Genomic DNA, 20,928 nt, shown 5'->3' on the forward strand with positions numbered 1-20,928 from the left:
TTTCCACTTTTCAGAATTCAAGGCTTTGCGGAAGAACCAGGCACCTTCGCATTTAGCTTAATGCCCGCACTTTTTTGGACACTTTATGTTAATAAGTCAGTCGTACGCTCTGTAATACTTGCAATTGGTATATTGGGTTCACTCTCATTAGGTGTTGGTGTGTTACTAATTGTTTTGTTACCGTTGATAATTAAAGTAATGCACAAGTTTTTAGTTTCCAGCGTTATTTTGTTTGTTTTGCTAATATTAATAGTTTTGTTTTCATTTGTGCCGTTGTTGACAGGTGAACCCTTGTTTTATTGGCTTGCCGATAAGTTGATGTATTGGTTTGGCTCTGGTATTAAGTTTAACTTTCCGTATGTTAACCCCCAAACAATTTTAGAAAACTCTAAAGAGGCTTCACTAACAGATAGATTGGCGGCTGTAACCGTAGTGTTAAATTATTTATTTCATCATCCTTTTGGAACAGGAGCTGGTCTTGGTATGACTACTGTGAATTATGCTATAGCAATAGGATTCGCAAATGCAGCCTTAGAGGCGGGCTTTATGGGAGGAGTTTTTTACATAATTATGTTTTTAATTTTGGCGTGTATGGTATACGTTAAAATCTGGAAAATGGCGAAGTTTTCGACGGATGAGAAAATGATTATAGCAATAGGATTAAGTGTTCTTACTTGTATTGTAATGGGTTTGCAACGTCAACAGCCGGACTTAAGTTTTTGGCATATGTGGATATATGCTTCATTTCTATATCTAACCATGAAGGCAAAAAGTGAAGAGAATGCAAGGGAGACATGTGAAAGAATACATAAATTATAAACTAGCTAAGATTATATGGTCGTTTTTTATACTTCTTCTGCTAATTTTCTATGCAGCTAATGGAACTAATTTTTTATATGGTTCAGGTTTCAGATAGCAAAGTATATTTAGATCCTATTTTAATCTCAAGAAAATGTTCTTTGGAGCCACAGCTTCTGTTTACTATTGTGTTTGTTCATATATCCAGTGTCAAAAAATGAATGGCTAGTGTAGTGTTTTGAAGATCATGAGGTATTTCAACAACGATGGCAAAATTTTTTTTAAATGCATATAACGTGCACACTGGCGGTGGAAAGGTGCTGCTTGAAAGTCTGATCGCGGTAATGCCAGAAAACTTAAGTGTAGTGATGTTGTTAGATACTAGGATGGAAGTGTCTAATGAGCTGATTAAAGAGAATGTCTCTATCAAGAGAGTTCCTGCCTCAATTTTACAAAGGCTTAAAGCCGAGATTTGGTTAAAAAGAAACGTACTGTCAGATGATTTGGTTCTCAATTTTGGCAATTTACCACCATTATTTCGCTTAAAAGGTAAGGTTGTCGTTTTCCTTCAGAATAGATTTTTAGTAGACAAGTTCGACTATTCTTTTTTCTCATTGAAAACTAAGTTAAGGTTGTATGTAGAAGCCTTATGGCTAGTTAAGAAGGTAAAAAATGTAGATGAGTTTATTGTTCAAACTCTTTCAATGAAGCGGTTATTGAAAAAGAGAGTGAACGAGAGTGTTAAGGTTAAAGAAGTTTCTTTTGTTAACGTCGCATCGAAAGGCGAAGCATCGGCATTCTTAGGTAATGAGTGTAATAAAACAGACTTTTTTTATCCAGCGTCGGGAGAGCCACATAAAAATCATAAGTTATTAATTGAGGCGTGGTGTTTATTATCTAAAGAGGGTTTTTTTCCATCGCTACTATTGACGTTGGAAAGAGAAAAATTCAAAGAATTGTGTGCGTGGATAGATGAGAAGGTTTCTGAATATAATCTAGGTGTTAAAAACCTGGGGGGATTGACGCATGAAGAAACATATGACAATTACCGCACCAGTAAAGCGCTGATTTTCCCATCAAAATTTGAATCGTTTGGTTTGCCATTATTAGAAGCCAGTCAAATAGGGTTGCCGATTTTGGCTCCGGAATTAGATTATGTTAGAGATGTTGTGGATCCTTTACAATCATTTGATCCAGACTCTGAGGTTTCCGTGGCAAGGGCCGTGAAGCGTTTTTTATATGTAACTTCTCCTTCAACTAGAGTTCAAACGGCAGAGTATTTTTTACAATCAATTTTATTTGGCAACAAATAGTGCAGAAGTGCTGGTTGAGTAACGATTTTTTTCGTTGTTAAGCTTATCTGTTCGTTTTGAGTAGTATTGTGATTTAGAAGCATAACCTATGTTTAAAAGGATTCTATAAATGAGAGTGTTGGTTATTGGGGCTAGTGGAATGATTGGAAGCACTATTTTTCGTGTGTTAAGCGAAGATGATTCCCTAAGCGTATATGGCGCAGTTAGAAATGCTGATTCTAGGCAGTGCTTTAACGCAGAAGCGAGAGAGAGAATTATAAGTAGTGGCGACTTATTGTTTGATAATAACTTAATAAGGTTGATCGAACATACCTCACCAGATGCCATAATAAACTGCGCAGGGGTGACTAAACATCTGCCTGAATCTTCTGATCCTCTCATATCAATACCAATGAATGCCGTGTTTCCCCATAAATTGGAAAGCATGTGTAATGTGGCAAGTGCTAGGCTTGTACATATAAGTACAGATTGTGTTTTTTCAGGACGTGCCGGTAATTATACGGAAGAAGATGTAACCGATAGTGTTGATTTATATGGTAGGTCAAAAGCACTAGGTGAGGTGGTTGGCAAAAACTCAGTGACTTTGAGAACATCTACTATTGGTCATGAGTTCTCAAGTACATATGGATTGCTTGAGTGGTTTTTAGCACAAGAAGGCCTGTGCTACGGTTATGCAAAAGCATATTTTTCAGGGCTTCCTACAGTTGTATTTGCTGAGATCATTCGAGATCAAGTTCTTCCAAATTCCAACCTAACTGGGTTGTATAATGTGGCTGCTAAAAGGATTTCAAAATTTGATTTATTGAATATGATTGCTGATGTGTATAAAAAGACGATAGAAATTATACCTAATAACGAGTTTTCTATTGATAGAAGTCTGGATGCTGGAAAGTTCTTGAGAGATACAGGGTATTCAGCTCCTGAATGGCAAGATATGATTGATACAATGTACAAGTTTAAATAAATGGTCGGTTCAATGTTTGAAAATAAGGTTTTAATGATTACTGGCGGCACGGGGTCTTTTGGGAAAGCCGTTTTAAAAAGGTTCCTGAACACGAATGTAAAAGAAATTCGAATATTCAGTAGAGATGAAAAAAAGCAAGAGGATATGCGAATTTCCTTTGCCAATGAAAAACTCAAATTTTACATTGGGGATGTTAGGGATCCTGGAAGTATTAGCCAAGCAATGGTTGGTGTGGATTATGTATTTCATGCGGCAGCCTTGAAACAGGTTCCTTCTTGTGAATTTTATCCAATGGAAGCTGTGAAAACAAATGTAATAGGCACTGAAAATGTTCTGAGTGCCGCCGTAGCTAATGATGTAAAACGCGTTGTCGTTCTTAGTACAGATAAAGCTGTTTACCCTATCAATGCAATGGGAATCTCTAAAGCAATGGCTGAAAAGGTAGTTGTCGCAAAGTCCAGAACGGTTAGCAATGGTGGACCAGTTTTATGCTGTACGAGATATGGCAATGTTATGGCCTCTAGAGGATCAGTGATTCCTTTGTTTGTTAATCAAATAAAGTCTGGCGAACCCTTGACAATAACAGATCCGTCAATGACCCGTTTTCTGATGTCTTTGGAGGAGTCTGTAGACCTTGTTTTACATGCATTCAAAAATGGGCAGCAAGGTGACATTTTTGTTCAAAAAGCTCCTGCATCTACTATTGAAGACCTTGCGAGTGCGTTGATTCAGTTGTTTGATAAGCATGTCTGTACTATAAAAACAATAGGAACACGGCATGGGGAAAAGTTGTTTGAATCTCTGATTTCCAGAGAGGAAATGGCCAAAGCGGAAGATATGGGAAGGTATTACCGTATACCTGCTGATAATCGAGATTTGAACTACAACAAATATTTTGTAGAGGGCGAAACTGATATCTCGAGCCTGGATGATTATACTTCTCACAATACGGTACGCTTGACTGTTGATGAGGTTAAAAAGGTTTTACTAAATTTGGATTACATTAAGGAAGAACTTGATGCTTAAAGTTATGACGATTGTTGGGACAAGACCGGAAATTATAAAAATGTCCATGGTAATTTCGGAGTTTGATAAGCACACTCATCATGTACTTGTTCACACTGGACAGAATTACGATTATGAATTAAATCAACTGTTTTTTGAAGACTTAGGTATTCGCAAGCCGGATCATTTTCTGGAAGCCGTAGGAGAAACGGCCGCCCAAACAATAGGGCGGGTTATCGAAAAATCTGATGCAGTAATGGAAAAGGAGCAGCCTGATGCCGTTTTGCTATACGGTGATACGAACTCCTGTCTTGCAGTTATTGCCGCAAAAAGAAGAAAGATCCCTGTGTTTCATATGGAAGCTGGTAACCGTTGTTTTGACCAAAGGGTTCCTGAGGAGTTAAACCGTAAAGTTTTGGATCATTTGAGTGATATCAACTTGGTTCTTACTGAGCATGCAAGGAGATATTTGATTGCTGAAGGAATTCGACCTGAGACAATAATAAAAACAGGAACCCATATGGAGGAAGTGTTGAACCACTACATGCCCAAAATTGAAAGTTCCGATGTTTTAACTCGTATGGACTTGGAGAGGGATAAATTTTTCATTGTAAGTACTCATAGGGAAGAGAATGTTGACTCTCCAGAGAACTTAAGAGATATGGTTGAGGCATTAAATAAAATTGCAGAGGAATATGGTTTTCCTGTGATTGTGTCAACCCATCCTAGAACAAGAAAGCGTTTGGACGAGCTGGAATTGGATAGTTTGAATCCAAATGTGATTTTTATGAAACCTTTTGGGTTTTGCGACTATATCAAGCTCCAAATGGAAGCCTTATGCGTTATCTCCGACAGTGGCACCATCACTGAAGAGGCAGCATTGCTAAATTTACCGGCAATCATGATCAGAAATGCCCATGAAAGACCAGAAGGTATGGATGTAGGAACTCTGATTATGTCTGGATTAAAAAAAGAGCCAGTGCTGGATAGTATAAATATAATTTTATCCCAGCACAAAAGAGGGGTTCAAACTATGAACTCCGTTGAAGATTATAGTGGTGGACCTGTTTCTAAAAAACTACTCAGAATTGTGATGAGTTATACAGGGTATATAAATAGAACTGTATGGTCTAAATAGGGTTTGTTCTTGGAATAAGAGCTGAAGGCAAGCTGAGGAAACATAAGGCTTGTCAGTGCCAGTTTTTACTAGATGTAAAACTCGTCAATACTACGGCTTTGTTTTTTATTCCAAAGTAGCCAGAAAAGCCGTATTTCTTTGCTCTATTGCTTTAAGTATCTAGGGGGGGTTAGGTGCTTAGAGTTAATATGAAGGTTATTACTTAATGAATTTGTTATTGATAATTGATGATTATCTCCCGAAAAGTACTCGTGTCAGCGCTAAGATGATGCATGAACTGGCTGTAGAGCTCAGAAAAAATGGAAATAATGTAATTGTTTTAACGCCAGGCGATAAGTTGCAAGCCGAGCCTTTGATTAAAGAAGTCATCGATGGCATTGATGTATGGCTATTTCGTTCTGGTCCTGTCAAGGATGTTTCTAGAATTAGGCGTTTAATTAATGAATCTATGCTCTCATATAATGCTTGGAAAGCAATAAGGACAGAGCTAGGTAGCCAGAAAATTGATGGCGTTGTTTATTATTCACCATCCATTTTTTTTGGAGATTTGGTTTTAAAATTGAAGCAGTACTATGGTTGTAGCGCTTATTTAATTTTAAGAGACATATTTCCTCAGTGGGCAATAGACGAGAAAATTATAGGAGAGCATTCACTTGTTACCTATTATTTGAGATATTTTGAACGCAAAAGCTACTGTGCTGCAGACAAAATTGGTTTAATGTCGGAAAAGAACATTGAAGTCTTTCAGAATCTACACCCAAGTATTCAAAATATTGAAGTTTTGCATAACTGGGTTGCTGTTGATGAACAGCAAAACGTTCAACCTTATTGGAGAGAGAAGCTAGAGTTACAGAATAAAGTGATTCTGCTATATGGAGGTAATATTGGTAAGGCTCAGGATATGCCGAATTTGCTGCGGCTGGCAAGGTCGCTGAAAGATGAGTCAAGAGCTCATTTCGTCATAGTTGGTCAGGGCGAAAGCTTTCAAGAAGTTGCAGATTATATTAATAAAGAGGCTTTGATTAATGTGACACTGATGCCTTCAATTTCTCAGAATGAGTTTAAGGTACTGTTGTCTGAAGTTGATATCGGTCTTTTCTCGTTAGCTAGTACCCATACTGCGCACAACTTTCCCGGGAAGATTTTAGGATACATTGCAAATGATTTACCTATTTTGGGAAGTGTAAATCCAGGCAATGATTTGATGTCTGTTATTAACGACCATAACGCAGGCTCTGTTTTTGAGAATGGGGATGATGCAGCCCTGTTGAAAGCTGCAAAAGAGTTAATTCAATCAGATGAGCTGCGCAGGCAGTGCGGTTATAATGCCCGCGCTTTGTTGGATTCGCATTTTTCAGTTTGTTCGGCTGCAACTAAGATTGTGTTAGCTTTAGAGTCGGAATGATTTATATTTATGGAACGATATAGAACCTTTGGTCAAAATGACTGGCAAACTCTACAAGAAAGGGCTGAAGCTTCTAATCGAAAGAGAGCTCACTTTAACTTGCATACTTCTTTTGATGAATCTATTCAAAAAACGTTGATTTGTCTTCTATATGGTACTTACATACCTCCTCACTATCATCGCCATAAGTACCAAAAAGAGTTGTTTGTAGTTCTAAAAGGACGAGTAAAAGTATTGTTTTTTGATCATGTTGCGAAAGTGACAGAGGTGCTCTACTTGGGTGGAGAAGGTCAGTCATGCATGGTAGAAATTTCACATAACTCTATTCATACGGTAGTTTGCTTGTCTGAACTAGCTCATGTAATGGAAATAAAGGAAGGTCCATTTTTAAAAGATGATTGCAAAGAGTTTTTGCAATGGACTATTTCCGAGCAAGATCAACGTGCGGGGGACTACGTTCGTTGGCTTGAAATTGCATCGGAAAACCAAGTGTATGGCTGAGTGTTATGGTGATAGTAAACATAAATCTGCAAGAGAGTGGCTATGAGGTGCTTGGCTTTTTTAGGCAGATTTAGTAGTAGTTTAATGGAATTGGTTTTGTATGCTTAATTTCTGGTATCGTGTCATTGACTTTTTTGTACCATTGGCTAGTTTGTATTTTTGTTACATAATTTTTTTGAACCATGTCTTGCCAGAAAGCATACTTTGGTTGGGTTTGATGGTGAGTGGGTTGTTTCTGTTTACAACTCAGCTGTTGGGTGGTTATAGCAAATATGATAATCGTACTATAGCGCGAAAATTAGAAGTAGTACTAAAGGGGTGGATATTTGTTTTACTGGCACTGGTCTTAATTGCCTTTCTCGTTGGTCAGCTGAATTCTCTTTCGCGCACAGTGTTCATTGTTTGGGCTTTTATAGTTCCTTTGATAGTGATTGCCCTAAAGGTTTTCATTAATCGCGTTTTTATTTTGCGGATTAATAAGCCATTTCAGTGGCTCTTGGTTGGAGAAAAATATGAGTTTAATCACTTTGAACAGATGGCATTGAGTAAACAAAAAATTGTAACTGTCCACATTTGCCATAACGATATTGGTGTATTAAATCAGTTTGTAAAAGAAAATTCGGTTACAGGAATTGTTTTAAATGTTAAAGAACCGGCGTCGAATGAGCTTGTGAGGGTTTTGACTCGTTTTGATTTAGAAGGTATCTCTCTTTATTCAATGAATCATTTCTTTGAAAGCTTTTTGAGAAAGTCTTTTATTCCCTATGATTTGATTGGCGTGGATTATTTGGATAACGTACGCCGTTTGTCAGGTTCTCAATATTTTTTGAAGCGTTTCATCGATACTAGTGTTTCGAGCACTTTATTGTTGATAACACTTCCTGTGATGGCATACTCTGTTTATAAAATAAAACGAGAGTCACCGGGGAGTATTTTTTTCAAGCAGTCCCGAGTTGGCCAGGATGCGAAATGCTTCGAAGTAATTAAGTTTCGCTCAATGCATGAGAACTCACACTTTAACCCATATACGCAGGAGAATGATTCTCGAGTTTTTCCATATGGTGAGTTTATGAGAAAGTCACGAGTAGATGAATTGCCACAGTTGTGGAGTGTATTAAAAGGGGATATGCACTTGTGTGGACCCAGAACCGAGTGGGATATTTTGGTTGATAACTATGAAAAGGAAATACCGTTTTACCATGAACGACACTTGATTAAGCCAGGTATTACTGGTTGGGCGCAGGTAATGTATCCCTATGGAGCAAATACTGAGGATGCACGTCAAAAGCTTATGTACGATCTTTACTACATCAAGAATTGGTCAATTTGGTTAGAGATGGAAGTATTGATTCGTACAGTGATGGTTGTCTTGGGAAAAAGAGGAGTTTAGATATATTAAAAATAAAGTCCAAGCAATAGAGACGGAGGTTGCTTTTTAGCGGTAGTTTGTTAATATCTCATTACGCTTAAGTGCGTATATATAAAAATATAAGGAGATATTATGAAGATTTTTGCAATGGTTATGGGGATGTTATTTTCCTCTTTGGCGTTTGCGTCACCAGTGAATATCAATAATGCGTCAGCCGAGAAGATTGCATCTAGCTTAAGCGGTATTGGGCAGAAAAAAGCGGAAGCAATTGTGGCGTATCGTAAAGAGCACGGTAAATTCATGACAGTGTCAGATTTGGCAAAAGTAAAAGGCATTGGATCCAAGACATTGGCAAATAATGAGGCAGATATTCTTTTAGAAGACGCTAAATAAGAAATGCTTTTGCAACTACTAATATCGAACATAAGGAGGCTTTGCCTCCTTTTTGTTTTTGTGGGGATTGCTGTGCCCGCTGTGGCGCTATCGGAAGCAGTAAAACCTAAGGTTTTGCTCCTTAAGGTATATAAGCCTACTCAAAAGATTGTCGGCTGGTTGAACTGGTCTAATGGAAACGGACACTTCAATGAGAGACAATAGATGTTGTCGAATCTAGGAGTGGTTATGAATCAGAAGCGAGTTTATAAAACTTACACCAAAGAATTTAAACAAGAAGCGGTCGCGCTTGTCACTGAACAAGGTTATAGCGTTGCTGAAGCGGCGCAAGCGCTAGGCGTTAATCCAAACTTGCTTTACAAGTGGAAAGACAAGCTTGAAGCGCAAACCAATGGTGCGGCCTTAAGCGATAATGAGCGTGAAGAACTCAAAAAGCTGCGAGCTGAAAACAAGCGGCTTCGAATGGAAAAAGACATTTTAAAAAAGGCCTCAGCCTTCTTCGCCCGAGAAATGCACTAGGATTTGAGTTTATCCATACGTTGGCGCAAGAAGGCTACTCGGTTAAATTAAGCTGTAAGGTGATGAGTTTTAGCCGCTCCGGCTATTACGATTGGATCAAGCGTCCCAAGGCTATTATTACCGAAGAACAACTGCGACTGTATCGGCGAGCTAAAGCCCTTTTTATAGCCAGTCGAAACAGTCTCGGTTCACGAGAACTGATGAAGCGATTACGTAAAGAAGGCTTTAAGGTTGGGCGCCACAAAGTCATCAAGTTAATGGAAATCTTAAACCTAAAGGTTGAACAGCGTGTTGCATTCAAAGTCACCACAAAACGGGACCCAAGCCACGCTGTGGCAGATAACCTTGTGAACATGGACTTTAACCCCACAGGCATGAATCAAGTGTGGGCCGGTGATATCACCTATTTAAAAACCGCACAGGGTTGGCTATACCTGAGCGTGGTGATGGACTTGTACTCACGCCGGATTATCGGTTGGTCAATCAGCCCGCGCATGACCACCGAACTCGTGCTTGAGTCGCTCAAGCAAGCCTACTGGCTTAGAAAGCCGCCCAAAGGGGTGATCTTCCATAGTGATCGTGGATCACAATACACCAGTGACGCATTTAGAGCGCAGCTGAAACAATTCAAAATCCGAGCCTCAATGGGCGATGTTGGCGCGTGTTGGGATAATGCCGTGGTTGAAAGGTTCTTTGGCAGTTTAAAGCATGACTGGCTGCTCAAAGTACATCAACCTAACCATGAGCATATGATTGACGATGTGAAAGCGTATATGCGTTATTACAACTTAGAAAGGCTTCATACAAGCAATGGTGACATGAGTCCTATTGAATATGAAAATTATAAACGTGATGTGTCCGAAATTGCTTGACCAGTACAGGTTGATGAGTGAAAAACTGGATGGTGTTAGAGGTGTATGGGATGGTCATGTGTTACGTTTTAGAAGTGGAAGGAAAATCCATGCGCCAAAGTGGTTTTTAGAGCAGCTGCCACCATTCGCCGTAGATGGAGAGCTTTGGACTAAGCGAGATGATTTTGAAAATATTTCTTCCATTGTTCGTCAGAAAACACCAGATTATCGTTGGCATCAAATTACCTATAATGTCTTTGAAGTGCCCAACCAACCCGGCGGGTTAGTAGATCGTCTGGCTGTTTTGAAGCGATATCTGAAACAACGCCCTTCTAGGATTATTCAGATCATTTCGCAGACACGAATTGAGTCCGAGCAGCAGTTTAAGAGTCGATTAAGAGAAGTGCTGACTCAAAAAGGTGAGGGCCTTGTTGTTAGGCGTGGAGACGTGCCTTATGAGGTTGGGCGCTCCAATGATGCACTAAAAGTGAAGCCATTTAAAGATGATGAGTGCGAAGTTGTCGGTTATAAGCCGGGAACGGGAAAATATAAAGGTGAGTTAGGCGCAATTCAGTGTCGTCTAAAGAATGGTCGTGAGTTTTATATTGGCTCGGGTTTAAAAGATATTGATCGGGTGTCGCCACCCAAATTAGGTCAGAAAATTACATTTAAATATCAGAAGCTTACAATGCATGGTGTGCCACGGCATCCGGTATTTTTAAGGGTAAGACCGGTAGAATAAAGTAGTAGTTATAGACTGATTGGTTTGTGAAAATCTACCAGGTTGGGGTGTGTGGATATTGTGTGGTTTAGATACCCCAACCTGACAGATTTTAGGAAGTCTTTACTTAGAAAGAAAAGACTTCTTTGCCTTCTGCATTGATCAGGCTTGGCATGACAGTTTCAAACAGGGTTTCTGTTTCCCATTCAGTGTCACTGACGCGTGTCATTACTTGGCATGTCATCACGGGTGCTGAGCCTGTGGTGACGACTAGGCGCCCACCAAGGTTAAGTTTGTGCTGGTAGGCAATAGGGAGTTCAGATACGGCACCGGTAAATACAATGACGTCATAGGTTTTTCCATCATCCCAGTTATGGCTGGCATCGCCAATGGCGAACTCAACATTGTCAAAACGCGTTAATCTGCTTTTTGCAACTTCCTGTAGGCTAGAAAAAATTTCGACAGTGGTGACGCTGGCCGCAGCTTCAGCCATCAAAGCAGTCATGTAGCCAGAGCCTGTGCCGATTTCTAGAACGGTTTCATCTTCTTCAATATCCACAGCCTGTAGCATGCGCCCTTCGACGCGAGGCGGGAGCATGGTTTGTCCTTCACCAATCGGAAGTTCCAGGTCGCAATAAGCTAAAGCTTGCTGTGATTCTGATACGAACTCATGGCGAGGGATCGCCATGAAGAGATCAAGCACTTTAGGATCCAAAACATCCCATGGACGAATTTGCTGTTCAACCATATTGAAGCGCGCTTGTTCTAAGTTCATAGTGCATTCCTACCGTGAAATTATGTTAAGCCAACGGGGCTTGTCGTTAATATTGAATTATGTTGTTTTACAACGTTTTAACGTGGCTGATTAAGAATCGGCAAAGCATTATAACGGATTTTTATATGAAAGCCTAGAAGCTGGCGTTGAACTCCATTTCGGCAGTAGGTGTTTTTTTACTTGAAATTGCTGAAAAATCGATATTTTGGCGCAAGGAAACTGTGCTAAAATTATCTGCTTTTACGAAAGGTCATGATGCTTGCGTTTGTGGTTTTTCAGTTTAATTTTTGATGTTTGATTTTAACGATAAAGAGTAAGAGTTTAGACATGCCAATTATTACCTTGCCAGATGGTTCAAAAAGAGAATTTTCCGAAGCTGTATCTGTGATGCAAATCGCCACGGATATTGGAACGGGACTGGCAAAAGCTACGGTAGCAGGGCGCGTGAATGGTGAGCTTAGAGATGCTTGCGACCTGATTACTGAAGATGCAGATGTTCAAATCATTACGCTTAAAGATGATGATGGCGTTCATATTATGCGTCATTCTTGCGCGCATCTTTTAGGGCATGCCTTAAAACAGCTTTATCCCGACGTTAAGATGGCAATTGGCCCAGTTATTGAAAACGGCTTCTACTATGACGTAGACATGGAAGCGCGCATTTCGTCTGAAGATTTGGAAAAAATCGAACAGCGCATGAAAGAGCTGGCTAAAACCAAGTATGAAGTTGTTAAGAAAATGACTGCTCGTGCTGAAGCTTTGGAAATTTTCAAAAGCCGCGGTGAAGATTACAAGATTGAATTGATTGAGGATATGCCAAACGAAACTGAGTTTGGCTTTTACTATCATCAAGAATATATCGATATGTGTCGCGGTCCACATGTACCAAACATGGGGTTTATTAAGGCTTTCAAACTGACACATGTTGCAGGTGCCTATTGGCGTGGTGATTCGGATAATAAGATGCTTCAACGCATCTACGGTGTTGCCTTCCCAAGCAAAGAAGAGTTGAAAGACTACTTGGTGATGATGGAAGAGGCCGAGAAGCGTGATCACCGTAAGCTTGGTAAGCAGTTGGATTTATTCCATGTTGATGAGTTGGCACCGGGTATGGCGTTCTGGCATCCAAAAGGAACAACGCTTTATAAAGTGGTCGAAGACTACATGCGTCAGCAGCTGAATGAAAGTGGTTATCAAGAAGTTCGCACGCCATTGATTATGGATCGCTCTCTTTGGGAGAAATCCGGTCACTGGGACAAGTTCAAAGACAACATGTTTACCACTGAAACAGAAAACCGTGATTATGCGGTCAAGCCAATGAACTGCCCAGGGCATATTCAAGTGTTTAATCGCGATTTGAGCAGTTATCGTGACTTGCCAATTCGCTTGGCGGAGTTCGGTTTGGTTCATCGTAATGAACCATCAGGAACATTGCATGGTTTGATGCGTGTGCGCTCGTTTACTCAGGACGATGCCCACATTTTCTGTACACCAGATCAAATCAAGCAAGAAGTGCAAGCCTGTATTGACTTGGTATTTAGTACCTATGCAGATTTCGGTTTTGACGACATTCAAGTGAAGTTCTCAACACGCCCTGAACAGCGTGTGGGTTCAGATGAAGTGTGGGGTCTTGCGGAAGCAGCACTTGAGCAAACATTGAAAGATGCTCACTTGGAGTATGCATTGCAGCCAGGTGAAGGGGCATTTTATGGCCCGAAAATCGAGTTCCAGTTGAAGGATTGCATTGGTCGTGTTTGGCAGTGCGGGACAATCCAGCTTGACTTCTCGATGACTCAAGCAGAGCGTTTGAATGCGGTTTATGTCGGTGCTGACAATGAAAAACATCATCCAGTAATGATTCACCGTGCAATCCTTGGTTCACTGGAACGTTTTGTGGGGATTTTGGTTGAACATTACGAAGGGAAATTCCCAACTTGGTTGGCTCCAGTTCAATTGGTGCTTGCCTCAATTTCTGAAGTGCACAATGAATATGTGGCAGATTTTGCAAAAAAATTGAAAAAACATGGATTTAGAGTGCAAACGGACTTGAGAAATGAGAAGGTTGGGTTTAAAATTCGCGAGCACACTCTACAACGTGTTCCCTATATTTTGGTGGTAGGGGATCAAGAAATGGCTGATGGCACCGTTAACATACGTGCCCGAGGTGGAAATAACTTGGGTAGTTTTACATTTGAACAATTACTTCAAATGTTATCGGACGACATCGCTAACCTAGGTAGAGTTGTGGAATAATTTTGGTATCAAGAGGATAAAACCATCGCAGTTAGAAGAGGACGTGGCAAGCCACAACAAGTAGAAGCGCCTAAAGATAGAATTAATGCAGCTATCACAGAGGCTGAAGTTCGTTTGATTGATGCAGACGGTGAACAAAAAGGTGTCGTCTCAATAGAAGACGCTCTTGCAGCTGCGAAAGAAGCAGAACTTGACCTAGTGGAGATTTCTGCAAAATCCTCACCGCCAGTGTGCAGAATTATGGATTATGGGAAATATCAGTACCAGAAACAGAAAAAAGCACATGAAGCGAAGAAAAAGCAAAAACAGGTACAGGTTAAAGAAGTTAAGTTCCGACCTGGTACTGACATTGGTGATTACCAAGTTAAACTGCGAAATGTTGTGAAATTTCTTGAAAACGGTGACCGAGTGAAAGTCACTATCTGGTTCCGTGGGCGTGAGATTACACATAAAGAATTAGGAATGGCAATGCTTGAACGTATTCGTGAAGACTTAAAAGAGATCGCGACGGTTGAGCAAATGCCGAAAATGGAAGGTCGATCACTACAAATGATGGTCGCACCGAGCAAAAAGGTTTAATCCGATTTGCACAAAATTTGTTCTTGAGACTGAGTGCTTAAATTAAGACTTAAGAATAGGTAGGCTGGTTTCGAGCCGCAACAATCGAAACAAATACAATAACTGGGGTGTGGTCAAACTCATTACCGGTGCAGCTCATTCAGTGCTGTTGATTGTAAAAGGGCTTCCTGCAAGGGAAGCAAAATTTAGAAACTGATGAATACGACTTAAAGGGAATTCCTTTAAATCGCTATTCCTTTATGGAGTTTTAGCAATGCCTAAGATGAAATCAAATAAAAGTGCAACTAAGCGCTTTAAAAAAACCGGTTCTGGCGGTTTTAAATGCAAGCAATCGCATCTTCGTCATATCTTGACCAAGAAGTCTACTAAGCGTAAGCGTCAACTTCGTGCCGCAGGCATGATTCATGATCACGATGTGGCAATGGTTCGCCGCATGCTTCCATACGCGTAAGGAGATGACAGATGGCAAGAGTTAAAAGAGGCGTAATTGCGCGCAGAAGACATAACAAAGTATTAAAAGCTGCTAAAGGTTACTATGGTGCTCGTCGCAAGGTTTTCCGTGTTGCGAAGCAAGCTGTAATCAAAGCTGGTCAATATGCTTACCGTGACCGTCGTCAGAAAAAACGTCAATTCCGTCGTTTGTGGATTGCGCGTATCAACGCTGCAACTCGTATGAACGGAATGACATACAGCCGTTTTATTTCTGGTTTGAACAAAGCTGGAATCGCGGTTGACCGTAAAGTATTGTCAGACATCGCTATTCATGATGCTGCCGCTTTCTCTGCAATTGTAGAAAAAGCCAAAGCTGCACTAGCGTAATTTCTGCAAAACGGAATGAAAGGGGGCTTTAAGTCCCCTTTTTTTCTCAAAATTTTGACTAAACCCGCACGTACTACAAAACGTCTAGTTATTTCACTCCGGTTTATTCTAAATTTACCAACTTTATGTTCAGGATGGTATGGATAAAGGCTTTGTTATTTGCTAATGCAAAGCATTTATCCATAAACTCCTCTGTTACCAAAGTTGTACTTTGGTGCTAATCCAAATGCTTCTTTCAGCCAAAGCTTGAAAGGGAATATCGAAAAGGGAACTTTGCGTTCATGCAACAACAACTGCAAGACATTATTGCGAAGGCCGAAGGCTCGGTCTCTTCTATAACGGAATTGTCGGCACTTGATGAAATCCGTGTTCAATACCTAGGTAAAAAAGGTGAGCTGACCTCCATGATGAAAATGCTTGGTGGTCTGTCGGCAGAAGAAAAACCTAAAGCCGGTCAAATGATCAACGATGCCAAGCAAGCTGTGCAAAAGCTGTTGTCGGAAAAGAAAGCCGCATTAGAATCTGCTATTCTCGCTGAAAAGCTGGCCTCTGAATCCGTTGATGTCACTTTGCCTGGTAGAAATGCAGAGCTTGGTGGTTTGCACCCTGTTACCCGCACACTACGCCGTATTGAGAATATCTTCGCTAAAGCTGGTTTCGATATTGAAACAGGTCCTGAAATTGAAGATGATTGGCATAACTTCGAAGCATTGAATATTCCTGAAACGCACCCAGCACGTGCAATGCATGACACTTTCTATTTTGATGCTCAGACGGTTTTGAGAACACATACATCCGGTGTGCAAATCCGTACTATGGAAAACAAGCCTGTGCCGATGAGAATTATTGCACCAGGTAGAGTCTACCGTTGTGATTCAGATCAAACGCATACGCCAATGTTCCATCAGGTTGAAGGTCTACTGGTAGAAGAAAATGCCAGTTTTGCGCAGTTGCGTACTTTGATCATCGAATTCCTGAGACAGTTCTTTGAGGATGAGAACTTGAAAGTTCGTTTCCGTCCATCATATTTTCCGTTTACAGAGCCTTCGGCTGAAGTGGATATCGCCACCAATTTATTTGGCGATGGTCGCTGGATTGAAGTGCTAGGTTGCGGCATGGTTCATCCGAAGGTACTGGAAAACGTGAATGTAGATTCTGAAAAGTATTCTGGTTTTGCTTTTGGTCTAGGTGTTGAGCGTCTTGCTATGCTTCGCTACGGTGTAACTGATTTACGCCAATTCTTTGAAAACGATATTCGTTTTCTTCAACAGTTTAAGTAATGGCCTAGCCTGAAATTCGAGATAAAAGATGAAAGTTAGTGAAAGTTGGTTGAGAGAATGGGTTAACCCAAAGTGGGATATACAGACCCTAGCAGAAGAATTAAGTTTAGCAGGCCTCGAGGTTGATGAAGTTTGTTCGGTTGCCCCGGAGTTTTCTGGTGTGGTCGTTGGGCATGTTTTGTCAGTTGAAAAGCACCCTGATGCAGATAAGTTGAATGTGACCCAAGTTGATGTGGGTGACGGTGAACCTGTACAGATTGTATGCGGTGCAAAAAATGTTGTCGCAGGCATGAAAGCTTGTTGTGCAAAAGTCGGTGCAGTGTTGCCGGGTGATTTCAAAATCAAAAAGGCAAAACTGCGTGGCGTCCCTTCACATGGCATGCTGTGCGGCGCTACGGAAATTGGCTTGCCAGATGATGGTGTTGATGGTTTGCACGTGTTGCCAGAAGACGCGCCGATTGGTGTTGATGTTCGTGACTACATGAGCTTGAATGATGCCATTATTGATGTTGATTTAACACCGAATCGCGCGGATTGCTTGAGTGTTGAAGGTCTTGCAAGAGACATTGCCGCCATTAGTGGTGAACCAATAACGGTACCATTTGAGCTGGAGCCTATTGCTACAACAGGTGCTTGCCATCAGGAAATTAAGGTCGAAGAAAACTCGGCATGCCCTAAGTATTTAGGATGTCTGGTAACGGATTACGATACTTGTGCGCAAACACCAGATTGGATGAAGGCAAGGTTAGAACGTTCAGGCATTTCTCCAAAAAGTCTAACAGTCGATATTACCAACTATGTCTTGCTTGAATTAGGACAGCCAATGCATGCATTTGATGCAGGTAAGATTCAAGGAGACGTTCAAGTTCGCATGGCTAAAGATGGTGAAAAACTGACCACTTTGGATGAAAAAGAGTTGGTTCTACAAAGCAATACTTTAGTGATTGCAGATGATTCCGGTGCAATTGCATTGGCAGGGGTCATGGGCGGACTCTCATCTGCCGTTTCAGATGAGACGCAGTCAATCTTCTTTGAGTGTGCGCATTTTGCACCTTTAGCGATTACTGGTCGTGCTAGACAATATGGTTTGCATACCGATTCATCACATAGATTTGAGCGTGGAGTTGATGCGTTCTTGCCTGAGAGAGCAATGGCTCGTGCTTTGCAGCTGTTCACTGAAATTGCTGGTGGGCAAGTGTCGGATGTGAAGGCAGTTGTTAATGAAGCAGCTTTACATCAACCTAAGGCGATACAGTTACGACCAGAGCGTGTGGAAAAATTACTTGGTGTTTCTTTGTCCAATGATGAAATCGAGAAAATTTTCCAACGCCTGAACTTCATCATAGATGCGAATGACGATGGCTGGATGATGACCGCGCCGACTTATCGATTCGATATGGCGATTGAAGCGGACTTGATTGAAGAAATTGGTCGTGTGTATGGTTACAACAATTTGCCTGAGATTGAAGTCAATGCGCCGATGCGGTTGCCTAAGCTTGAAGAGCAAGAGCAAGAAATGCAATTGATTCGTCAAGTGTTGGTCAATAAAGGGTATCATGAAGCGGTAACCTATAGTTTTGTTGAAGAGAACACTCAACAAAAGCTTTTCCCAGCGCAAAAAGCGATTTGCTTACAGAACCCGATTTCAGATGATATGAGAGCCATGAGGGTTTCTCTGTTGCCAGGGTTGTTGAGCACAGTTGCTTACAATCAAAATCGCCAACAAAGCCGTTTGCGTTTGTTTGAAACAGGACTGGTCTTCCTTAGCGAAGATGCATCTATTGACAAATTACAGCAAATCCCAATGATTGGCGGTGTAATAGTCGGTTCTGTTTCGGCAATAGGCTGGTCGGAAGAAGATCGCCCAGTTGATTTTTATGACATGAAAGGTCATGTTGAGAGCTTGTTAGCACTTAGCCATGTTACCAATAAGGTTCGATTTGAAGCTAAAGCTTTACCTATTTATCACTCAGGACAGTCAGCGGTGATGGTGATGGAAGGACAAGAAATTGGTTCTATAGGTCAGCTACATCCGGGGCATGTAAAAATGCTAGGTGTTTCTGGTAAGGTGTTTATGTTTGAGATGCGTCTGGATACGATTTTAACGACACGTATTCCAAGTGCAAAACCAATTTCTAAGTTCCCGATTGTACAACGTGATTTAGCTTTCGTTGTTGAGGAAACGTTACCAGTACAAGCTATTATGGATGCACTGGGTGAAGTTTCATCTGACATCGTTCAATCTATTGAGTTGTTCGATTTGTATCAGGGAACAGGTCTTGGTGAGAACCAAAAATCAGTTGCACTGACAATTAAATTGCAACACCAAGACAGAACACTTCAGGATGAAGAAGTGGACGCATTGATGCAGCAAATGATTGAAGCGGCAAAGCAGAAAGTCAACGCAGAATTAAGATAAATTTACAAAATTAGAAGTCTATTTAGATAGAAAATAACTAAGAAGGTAAGGATGTATGGCATTAACAAAAGCGGATCTTGCCCAAACACTAACCGATACGTTTGGTTTTAATAAACGCGAATCAAAAGAGTTGGTCGAGCAGTTTTATGCTGAAATGGCGACTGTGCTTGTGAAAGGTGAGCAGATTAAGCTTTCTGGGTTTGGTAACTTTGAGCTAAGAGATAAGTCAGCTCGTCCAGGTCGTAACCCTAGAACGGGTGAAGATGTTCCCATTTCAGCAAGAAGAGTGGTAACATTTAAACCAGGTCAGAAATTACGAGCTCGTATCGATAACTATGGTAAAGACTAAGTCGGGTGAATCCCCAAAGCAGTTGGAAATCGAACTTCCGGATAAGAAGTACTTTACCATTGGTGAAGTCAGCGAGTTGTGCGATTTAAAACCCCATGTGCTACGTTATTGGGAGCAAGTCTTTCCACAACTTGAGCCTAGCAAGCGTCGCGGCAGACGCTACTACCAACGCCGAGAGCTTGAACTGGTACTAGAAATAAAAACCCTGTTGCATGATCAGGGGTTTACCATTCCCGGCGCAAAAGCACGATTAAGTCGAGCTGAGCCGCCTTCAGATGTTCATTTCGACAAAGAGGCAGACGCTCAAGCCTATCAAAACCTTTTGAATATGAAGTCTGACCTTAGAGCATTTCTTGATCATATTCGTGAAACTTACTAATTAAGTTTGTCCTATTATCCGTCTATTCAGGCAGCTCTAAAGCCTTGTAAAGATTTTATCAGTCAATAACCTGATACCGTTATAATGTCCAAGTACTCGTTTAATGATAATAAAACTAGGAGAGTGGTTTGGATCCGGTTCTTGCTTATGTAGTAAAACTCTTGGTTGGGCTGTCAGGTTTGATGCGTCCTTATCTTTCAGAAATCGGTTTGTCCATGGTTGCGACCTTGTTGGTGATTTATGGCAATGACATCAGCTTGTTTGTTAAGCAGCAAATAGGCTCATTGAAATACTTTTTACGGCTAACTCTATTTGTGCTGTTCTGTGCAATCGGCTTCGGGATCATTACTGCGTATTTAACCCCTTTATTTGTCAGTTGGTTATCTCATATCAGTAACGTTTGGCTAGGTATTGCGGTTATCGTGACTTACTACATCATTGGCTTACTGGCACAGAAAAAAGGCTTGATTTAAACTGCTGTAGCTATACATTTTCGTATTGAATATTGACTATGTACCAAACCCTTTCGCCATTAGGTGTCTTGACGTTAACCTCGTCATTTATGGTTTTTTGTAAGCAGGCTCTTGCAATAGGAGCATCTATGGATATGTAATCATTTTGATGATATATTTCTTCAGGCCCCACAATTCTAAAGTTCAGTTTTTCTTCCTTTTCATTTTCTAGCTCAACCCAAGCGCCAAAATAGACTTTGGTGGTATCTGAGGGGGGAGTTGAAACGACAGTAATATCTTCAAGAGTTTTTCTTAGAAATCTGACTCGTCTGTCGATTTCTCGCAAACGGCGTTTATTGTATTGGTAATCAGCATTTTCAGATCTATCTCCCAAACTTGCAGCCCAAGCCACAATTTTTGTAACTTCAGGACGTTCTGTTTTCCAAAGGTATTCAGCTTCTTGCTTTAGTTTTTCATAACCTACTGATGTAATGAGCTTTGTTTTCATGAATAAAGATAACTTTCGATACTGGTAAATAAATTATTGTAATTTGAAATGATTCTGCCCAGCTGAAAAAATAAAATGTAAAAAATTAACATTTATATTGACGAGCATGAAGCAGTCTGGCATTCTATGCATGAAATG

22 protein-coding genes are annotated in these 20,928 nt (G+C 40.7%); 20 read left to right on the forward strand and 2 right to left on the reverse strand.

Going from position 1 to position 20,928, the window contains the following annotated elements; all coding sequences use genetic code 11:
- Positions 1 to 60: 60 nt before the first annotated feature.
- The 11 genes from HVMH_RS03010 to HVMH_RS03060 all read left to right on the forward strand — a co-directional run bounded on the left by HVMH_RS03010 (position 61) and on the right by HVMH_RS03060 (position 10,998).
- Entirely contained in the window at positions 61 to 819 is a 759-nt protein-coding gene (locus HVMH_RS03010) for a hypothetical protein (RefSeq protein ID WP_029907745.1), read from the forward strand.
- A gap of 245 nt (positions 820 to 1,064) precedes the next feature.
- Complete coding sequence (locus tag HVMH_RS03015; RefSeq protein WP_029907748.1) at positions 1,065 to 2,111, forward strand: glycosyltransferase; 1,047 nt, start codon at positions 1,065 to 1,067, stop codon at positions 2,109 to 2,111.
- A 109-nt stretch (positions 2,112 to 2,220) separates the two neighbouring features.
- Positions 2,221 to 3,075, forward strand: a complete 855-nt coding sequence (locus tag HVMH_RS03020) for a dTDP-4-dehydrorhamnose reductase family protein (RefSeq protein ID WP_029907750.1) — start codon at positions 2,221 to 2,223, stop codon at positions 3,073 to 3,075.
- 12 nt (positions 3,076 to 3,087) lie between these two features.
- A complete protein-coding gene (locus tag HVMH_RS03025; protein ID WP_029907752.1) occupies positions 3,088 to 4,101 on the forward strand; it encodes a polysaccharide biosynthesis protein in 1,014 nt (337 codons plus the stop codon).
- Positions 4,094 to 5,218 (forward strand): non-hydrolyzing UDP-N-acetylglucosamine 2-epimerase, encoded by a 1,125-nt coding sequence (wecB, locus tag HVMH_RS03030; RefSeq protein ID WP_029907759.1) that lies wholly within the window; start codon positions 4,094 to 4,096, stop codon positions 5,216 to 5,218. Before HVMH_RS03025 ends, wecB begins: the two co-directional genes overlap by 8 nt.
- A 205-nt stretch (positions 5,219 to 5,423) precedes the next feature.
- Positions 5,424 to 6,623 carry a glycosyltransferase family 4 protein gene (locus HVMH_RS03035; protein WP_029907760.1) on the forward strand — a complete coding sequence of 400 codons (1,200 nt, stop codon included), beginning with the start codon at positions 5,424 to 5,426 and terminating at the stop codon, positions 6,621 to 6,623.
- Between the two features lie 9 nt (positions 6,624 to 6,632).
- Positions 6,633 to 7,124: a WbuC family cupin fold metalloprotein gene (locus tag HVMH_RS03040; protein ID WP_051623172.1), complete on the forward strand. Its 492-nt coding sequence runs from the start codon at positions 6,633 to 6,635 to the stop codon at positions 7,122 to 7,124.
- Positions 7,125 to 7,224: 100 nt separating this feature from the next.
- Complete coding sequence (locus HVMH_RS03045; protein ID WP_051623173.1) at positions 7,225 to 8,514, forward strand: exopolysaccharide biosynthesis polyprenyl glycosylphosphotransferase; 1,290 nt, start codon at positions 7,225 to 7,227, stop codon at positions 8,512 to 8,514.
- Between the two features lie 111 nt (positions 8,515 to 8,625).
- Positions 8,626 to 8,886, forward strand: a complete 261-nt coding sequence (locus HVMH_RS03050) for a ComEA family DNA-binding protein (RefSeq protein ID WP_029907766.1) — start codon at positions 8,626 to 8,628, stop codon at positions 8,884 to 8,886.
- A 228-nt stretch (positions 8,887 to 9,114) separates the two neighbouring features.
- A protein-coding gene (locus HVMH_RS03055; protein WP_155988733.1) for an IS3 family transposase occupies positions 9,115 to 10,277 on the forward strand; the annotation gives its coding sequence in 2 pieces (ribosomal slippage) (positions 9,115 to 9,379 and positions 9,379 to 10,277; 1,164 coding nt in all).
- Between the two features lie 13 nt (positions 10,278 to 10,290).
- Positions 10,291 to 10,998 (forward strand): DNA ligase, encoded by a 708-nt coding sequence (locus HVMH_RS03060; RefSeq protein WP_029907770.1) that lies wholly within the window; start codon positions 10,291 to 10,293, stop codon positions 10,996 to 10,998.
- A gap of 106 nt (positions 10,999 to 11,104) precedes the next feature.
- Here the strand turns inward: HVMH_RS03060 and HVMH_RS03065 are convergent, their stop codons facing one another.
- Positions 11,105 to 11,752, reverse strand: coding sequence for a protein-L-isoaspartate O-methyltransferase family protein (locus HVMH_RS03065; RefSeq protein WP_029907771.1), 648 nt, complete (start codon positions 11,750 to 11,752; stop codon positions 11,105 to 11,107).
- A 327-nt stretch (positions 11,753 to 12,079) separates the two neighbouring features.
- Here HVMH_RS03065 and thrS point away from each other — a divergent pair, with 327 nt between their 5' ends.
- The 9 genes from thrS to HVMH_RS03110 all read left to right on the forward strand — a co-directional run bounded on the left by thrS (position 12,080) and on the right by HVMH_RS03110 (position 20,303).
- Positions 12,080 to 14,005 carry a threonine--tRNA ligase gene (gene thrS, locus HVMH_RS03070; RefSeq protein ID WP_029907774.1) on the forward strand — a complete coding sequence of 642 codons (1,926 nt, stop codon included), beginning with the start codon at positions 12,080 to 12,082 and terminating at the stop codon, positions 14,003 to 14,005.
- A 24-nt stretch (positions 14,006 to 14,029) separates the two neighbouring features.
- The gene (gene infC, locus HVMH_RS03075) at positions 14,030 to 14,584 is read left to right on the forward strand and encodes a translation initiation factor IF-3 (protein WP_081822783.1); all 555 of its coding nucleotides are present in this window, start codon (positions 14,030 to 14,032) and stop codon (positions 14,582 to 14,584) included.
- 253 nt (positions 14,585 to 14,837) lie between these two features.
- The gene (gene rpmI, locus HVMH_RS03080; protein ID WP_029907777.1) at positions 14,838 to 15,035 is read left to right on the forward strand and encodes a 50S ribosomal protein L35; all 198 of its coding nucleotides are present in this window, start codon (positions 14,838 to 14,840) and stop codon (positions 15,033 to 15,035) included.
- A gap of 11 nt (positions 15,036 to 15,046) precedes the next feature.
- Positions 15,047 to 15,403 (forward strand): 50S ribosomal protein L20, encoded by a 357-nt coding sequence (gene rplT / locus HVMH_RS03085; protein WP_029907779.1) that lies wholly within the window; start codon positions 15,047 to 15,049, stop codon positions 15,401 to 15,403.
- A gap of 281 nt (positions 15,404 to 15,684) precedes the next feature.
- On the forward strand, positions 15,685 to 16,683 hold the full coding sequence (gene pheS, locus HVMH_RS03090) for a phenylalanine--tRNA ligase subunit alpha (protein WP_029907781.1): 999 nt from the start codon (positions 15,685 to 15,687) through the stop codon (positions 16,681 to 16,683).
- A gap of 28 nt (positions 16,684 to 16,711) precedes the next feature.
- Complete coding sequence (gene pheT, locus HVMH_RS03095) at positions 16,712 to 19,102, forward strand: phenylalanine--tRNA ligase subunit beta (RefSeq protein WP_029907783.1); 2,391 nt, start codon at positions 16,712 to 16,714, stop codon at positions 19,100 to 19,102.
- Between the two features lie 55 nt (positions 19,103 to 19,157).
- Positions 19,158 to 19,451 carry an integration host factor subunit alpha gene (locus tag HVMH_RS03100; protein ID WP_029907785.1) on the forward strand — a complete coding sequence of 98 codons (294 nt, stop codon included), beginning with the start codon at positions 19,158 to 19,160 and terminating at the stop codon, positions 19,449 to 19,451.
- Entirely contained in the window at positions 19,438 to 19,830 is a 393-nt protein-coding gene (locus HVMH_RS03105; protein ID WP_035629157.1) for a MerR family transcriptional regulator, read from the forward strand. Before HVMH_RS03100 ends, HVMH_RS03105 begins: the two co-directional genes overlap by 14 nt.
- A gap of 128 nt (positions 19,831 to 19,958) precedes the next feature.
- The gene (locus tag HVMH_RS03110; protein ID WP_029907789.1) at positions 19,959 to 20,303 is read left to right on the forward strand and encodes a DUF3392 domain-containing protein; all 345 of its coding nucleotides are present in this window, start codon (positions 19,959 to 19,961) and stop codon (positions 20,301 to 20,303) included.
- A gap of 10 nt (positions 20,304 to 20,313) precedes the next feature.
- Here the strand turns inward: HVMH_RS03110 and greB are convergent, their stop codons facing one another.
- Positions 20,314 to 20,790, reverse strand: coding sequence for a transcription elongation factor GreB (greB, locus tag HVMH_RS03115; RefSeq protein WP_029907791.1), 477 nt, complete (start codon positions 20,788 to 20,790; stop codon positions 20,314 to 20,316).
- Positions 20,791 to 20,928: the final 138 nt, after the last annotated feature.

It is taken from the genome of Hydrogenovibrio marinus (assembly GCF_013340845.1).
Classification (GTDB): Bacteria; Pseudomonadota; Gammaproteobacteria; order Thiomicrospirales; family Thiomicrospiraceae; genus Hydrogenovibrio; species Hydrogenovibrio marinus.

Coding starts and splice junctions, on each gene's coding strand:
- HVMH_RS03020 (WP_029907750.1), top strand. CDS start 2,221: ATGAGAGTGTTGGTTATTGGGGCTAGTGGAATGATTGGAAGCACTATT.
- greB (WP_029907791.1), bottom strand. CDS start 20,790: ATGAAAACAAAGCTCATTACATCAGTAGGTTATGAAAAACTAAAGCAA.
- HVMH_RS03065 (WP_029907771.1), bottom strand. CDS start 11,752: ATGAACTTAGAACAAGCGCGCTTCAATATGGTTGAACAGCAAATTCGT.
- HVMH_RS03060 (WP_029907770.1), top strand. CDS start 10,291: ATGAGTGAAAAACTGGATGGTGTTAGAGGTGTATGGGATGGTCATGTG.
- HVMH_RS03105 (WP_035629157.1), top strand. CDS start 19,438: ATGGTAAAGACTAAGTCGGGTGAATCCCCAAAGCAGTTGGAAATCGAA.
- thrS (WP_029907774.1), top strand. CDS start 12,080: ATGCCAATTATTACCTTGCCAGATGGTTCAAAAAGAGAATTTTCCGAA.
- HVMH_RS03045 (WP_051623173.1), top strand. CDS start 7,225: ATGCTTAATTTCTGGTATCGTGTCATTGACTTTTTTGTACCATTGGCT.
- HVMH_RS03040 (WP_051623172.1), top strand. CDS start 6,633: ATGGAACGATATAGAACCTTTGGTCAAAATGACTGGCAAACTCTACAA.
- HVMH_RS03035 (WP_029907760.1), top strand. CDS start 5,424: ATGAATTTGTTATTGATAATTGATGATTATCTCCCGAAAAGTACTCGT.
- HVMH_RS03015 (WP_029907748.1), top strand. CDS start 1,065: ATGGCAAAATTTTTTTTAAATGCATATAACGTGCACACTGGCGGTGGA.
- rplT (WP_029907779.1), top strand. CDS start 15,047: ATGGCAAGAGTTAAAAGAGGCGTAATTGCGCGCAGAAGACATAACAAA.
- rpmI (WP_029907777.1), top strand. CDS start 14,838: ATGCCTAAGATGAAATCAAATAAAAGTGCAACTAAGCGCTTTAAAAAA.
- HVMH_RS03025 (WP_029907752.1), top strand. CDS start 3,088: ATGTTTGAAAATAAGGTTTTAATGATTACTGGCGGCACGGGGTCTTTT.
- HVMH_RS03100 (WP_029907785.1), top strand. CDS start 19,158: ATGGCATTAACAAAAGCGGATCTTGCCCAAACACTAACCGATACGTTT.
- pheT (WP_029907783.1), top strand. CDS start 16,712: ATGAAAGTTAGTGAAAGTTGGTTGAGAGAATGGGTTAACCCAAAGTGG.
- wecB (WP_029907759.1), top strand. CDS start 4,094: ATGCTTAAAGTTATGACGATTGTTGGGACAAGACCGGAAATTATAAAA.
- HVMH_RS03010 (WP_029907745.1), top strand. CDS start 61: ATGCCCGCACTTTTTTGGACACTTTATGTTAATAAGTCAGTCGTACGC.
- HVMH_RS03050 (WP_029907766.1), top strand. CDS start 8,626: ATGAAGATTTTTGCAATGGTTATGGGGATGTTATTTTCCTCTTTGGCG.
- pheS (WP_029907781.1), top strand. CDS start 15,685: ATGCAACAACAACTGCAAGACATTATTGCGAAGGCCGAAGGCTCGGTC.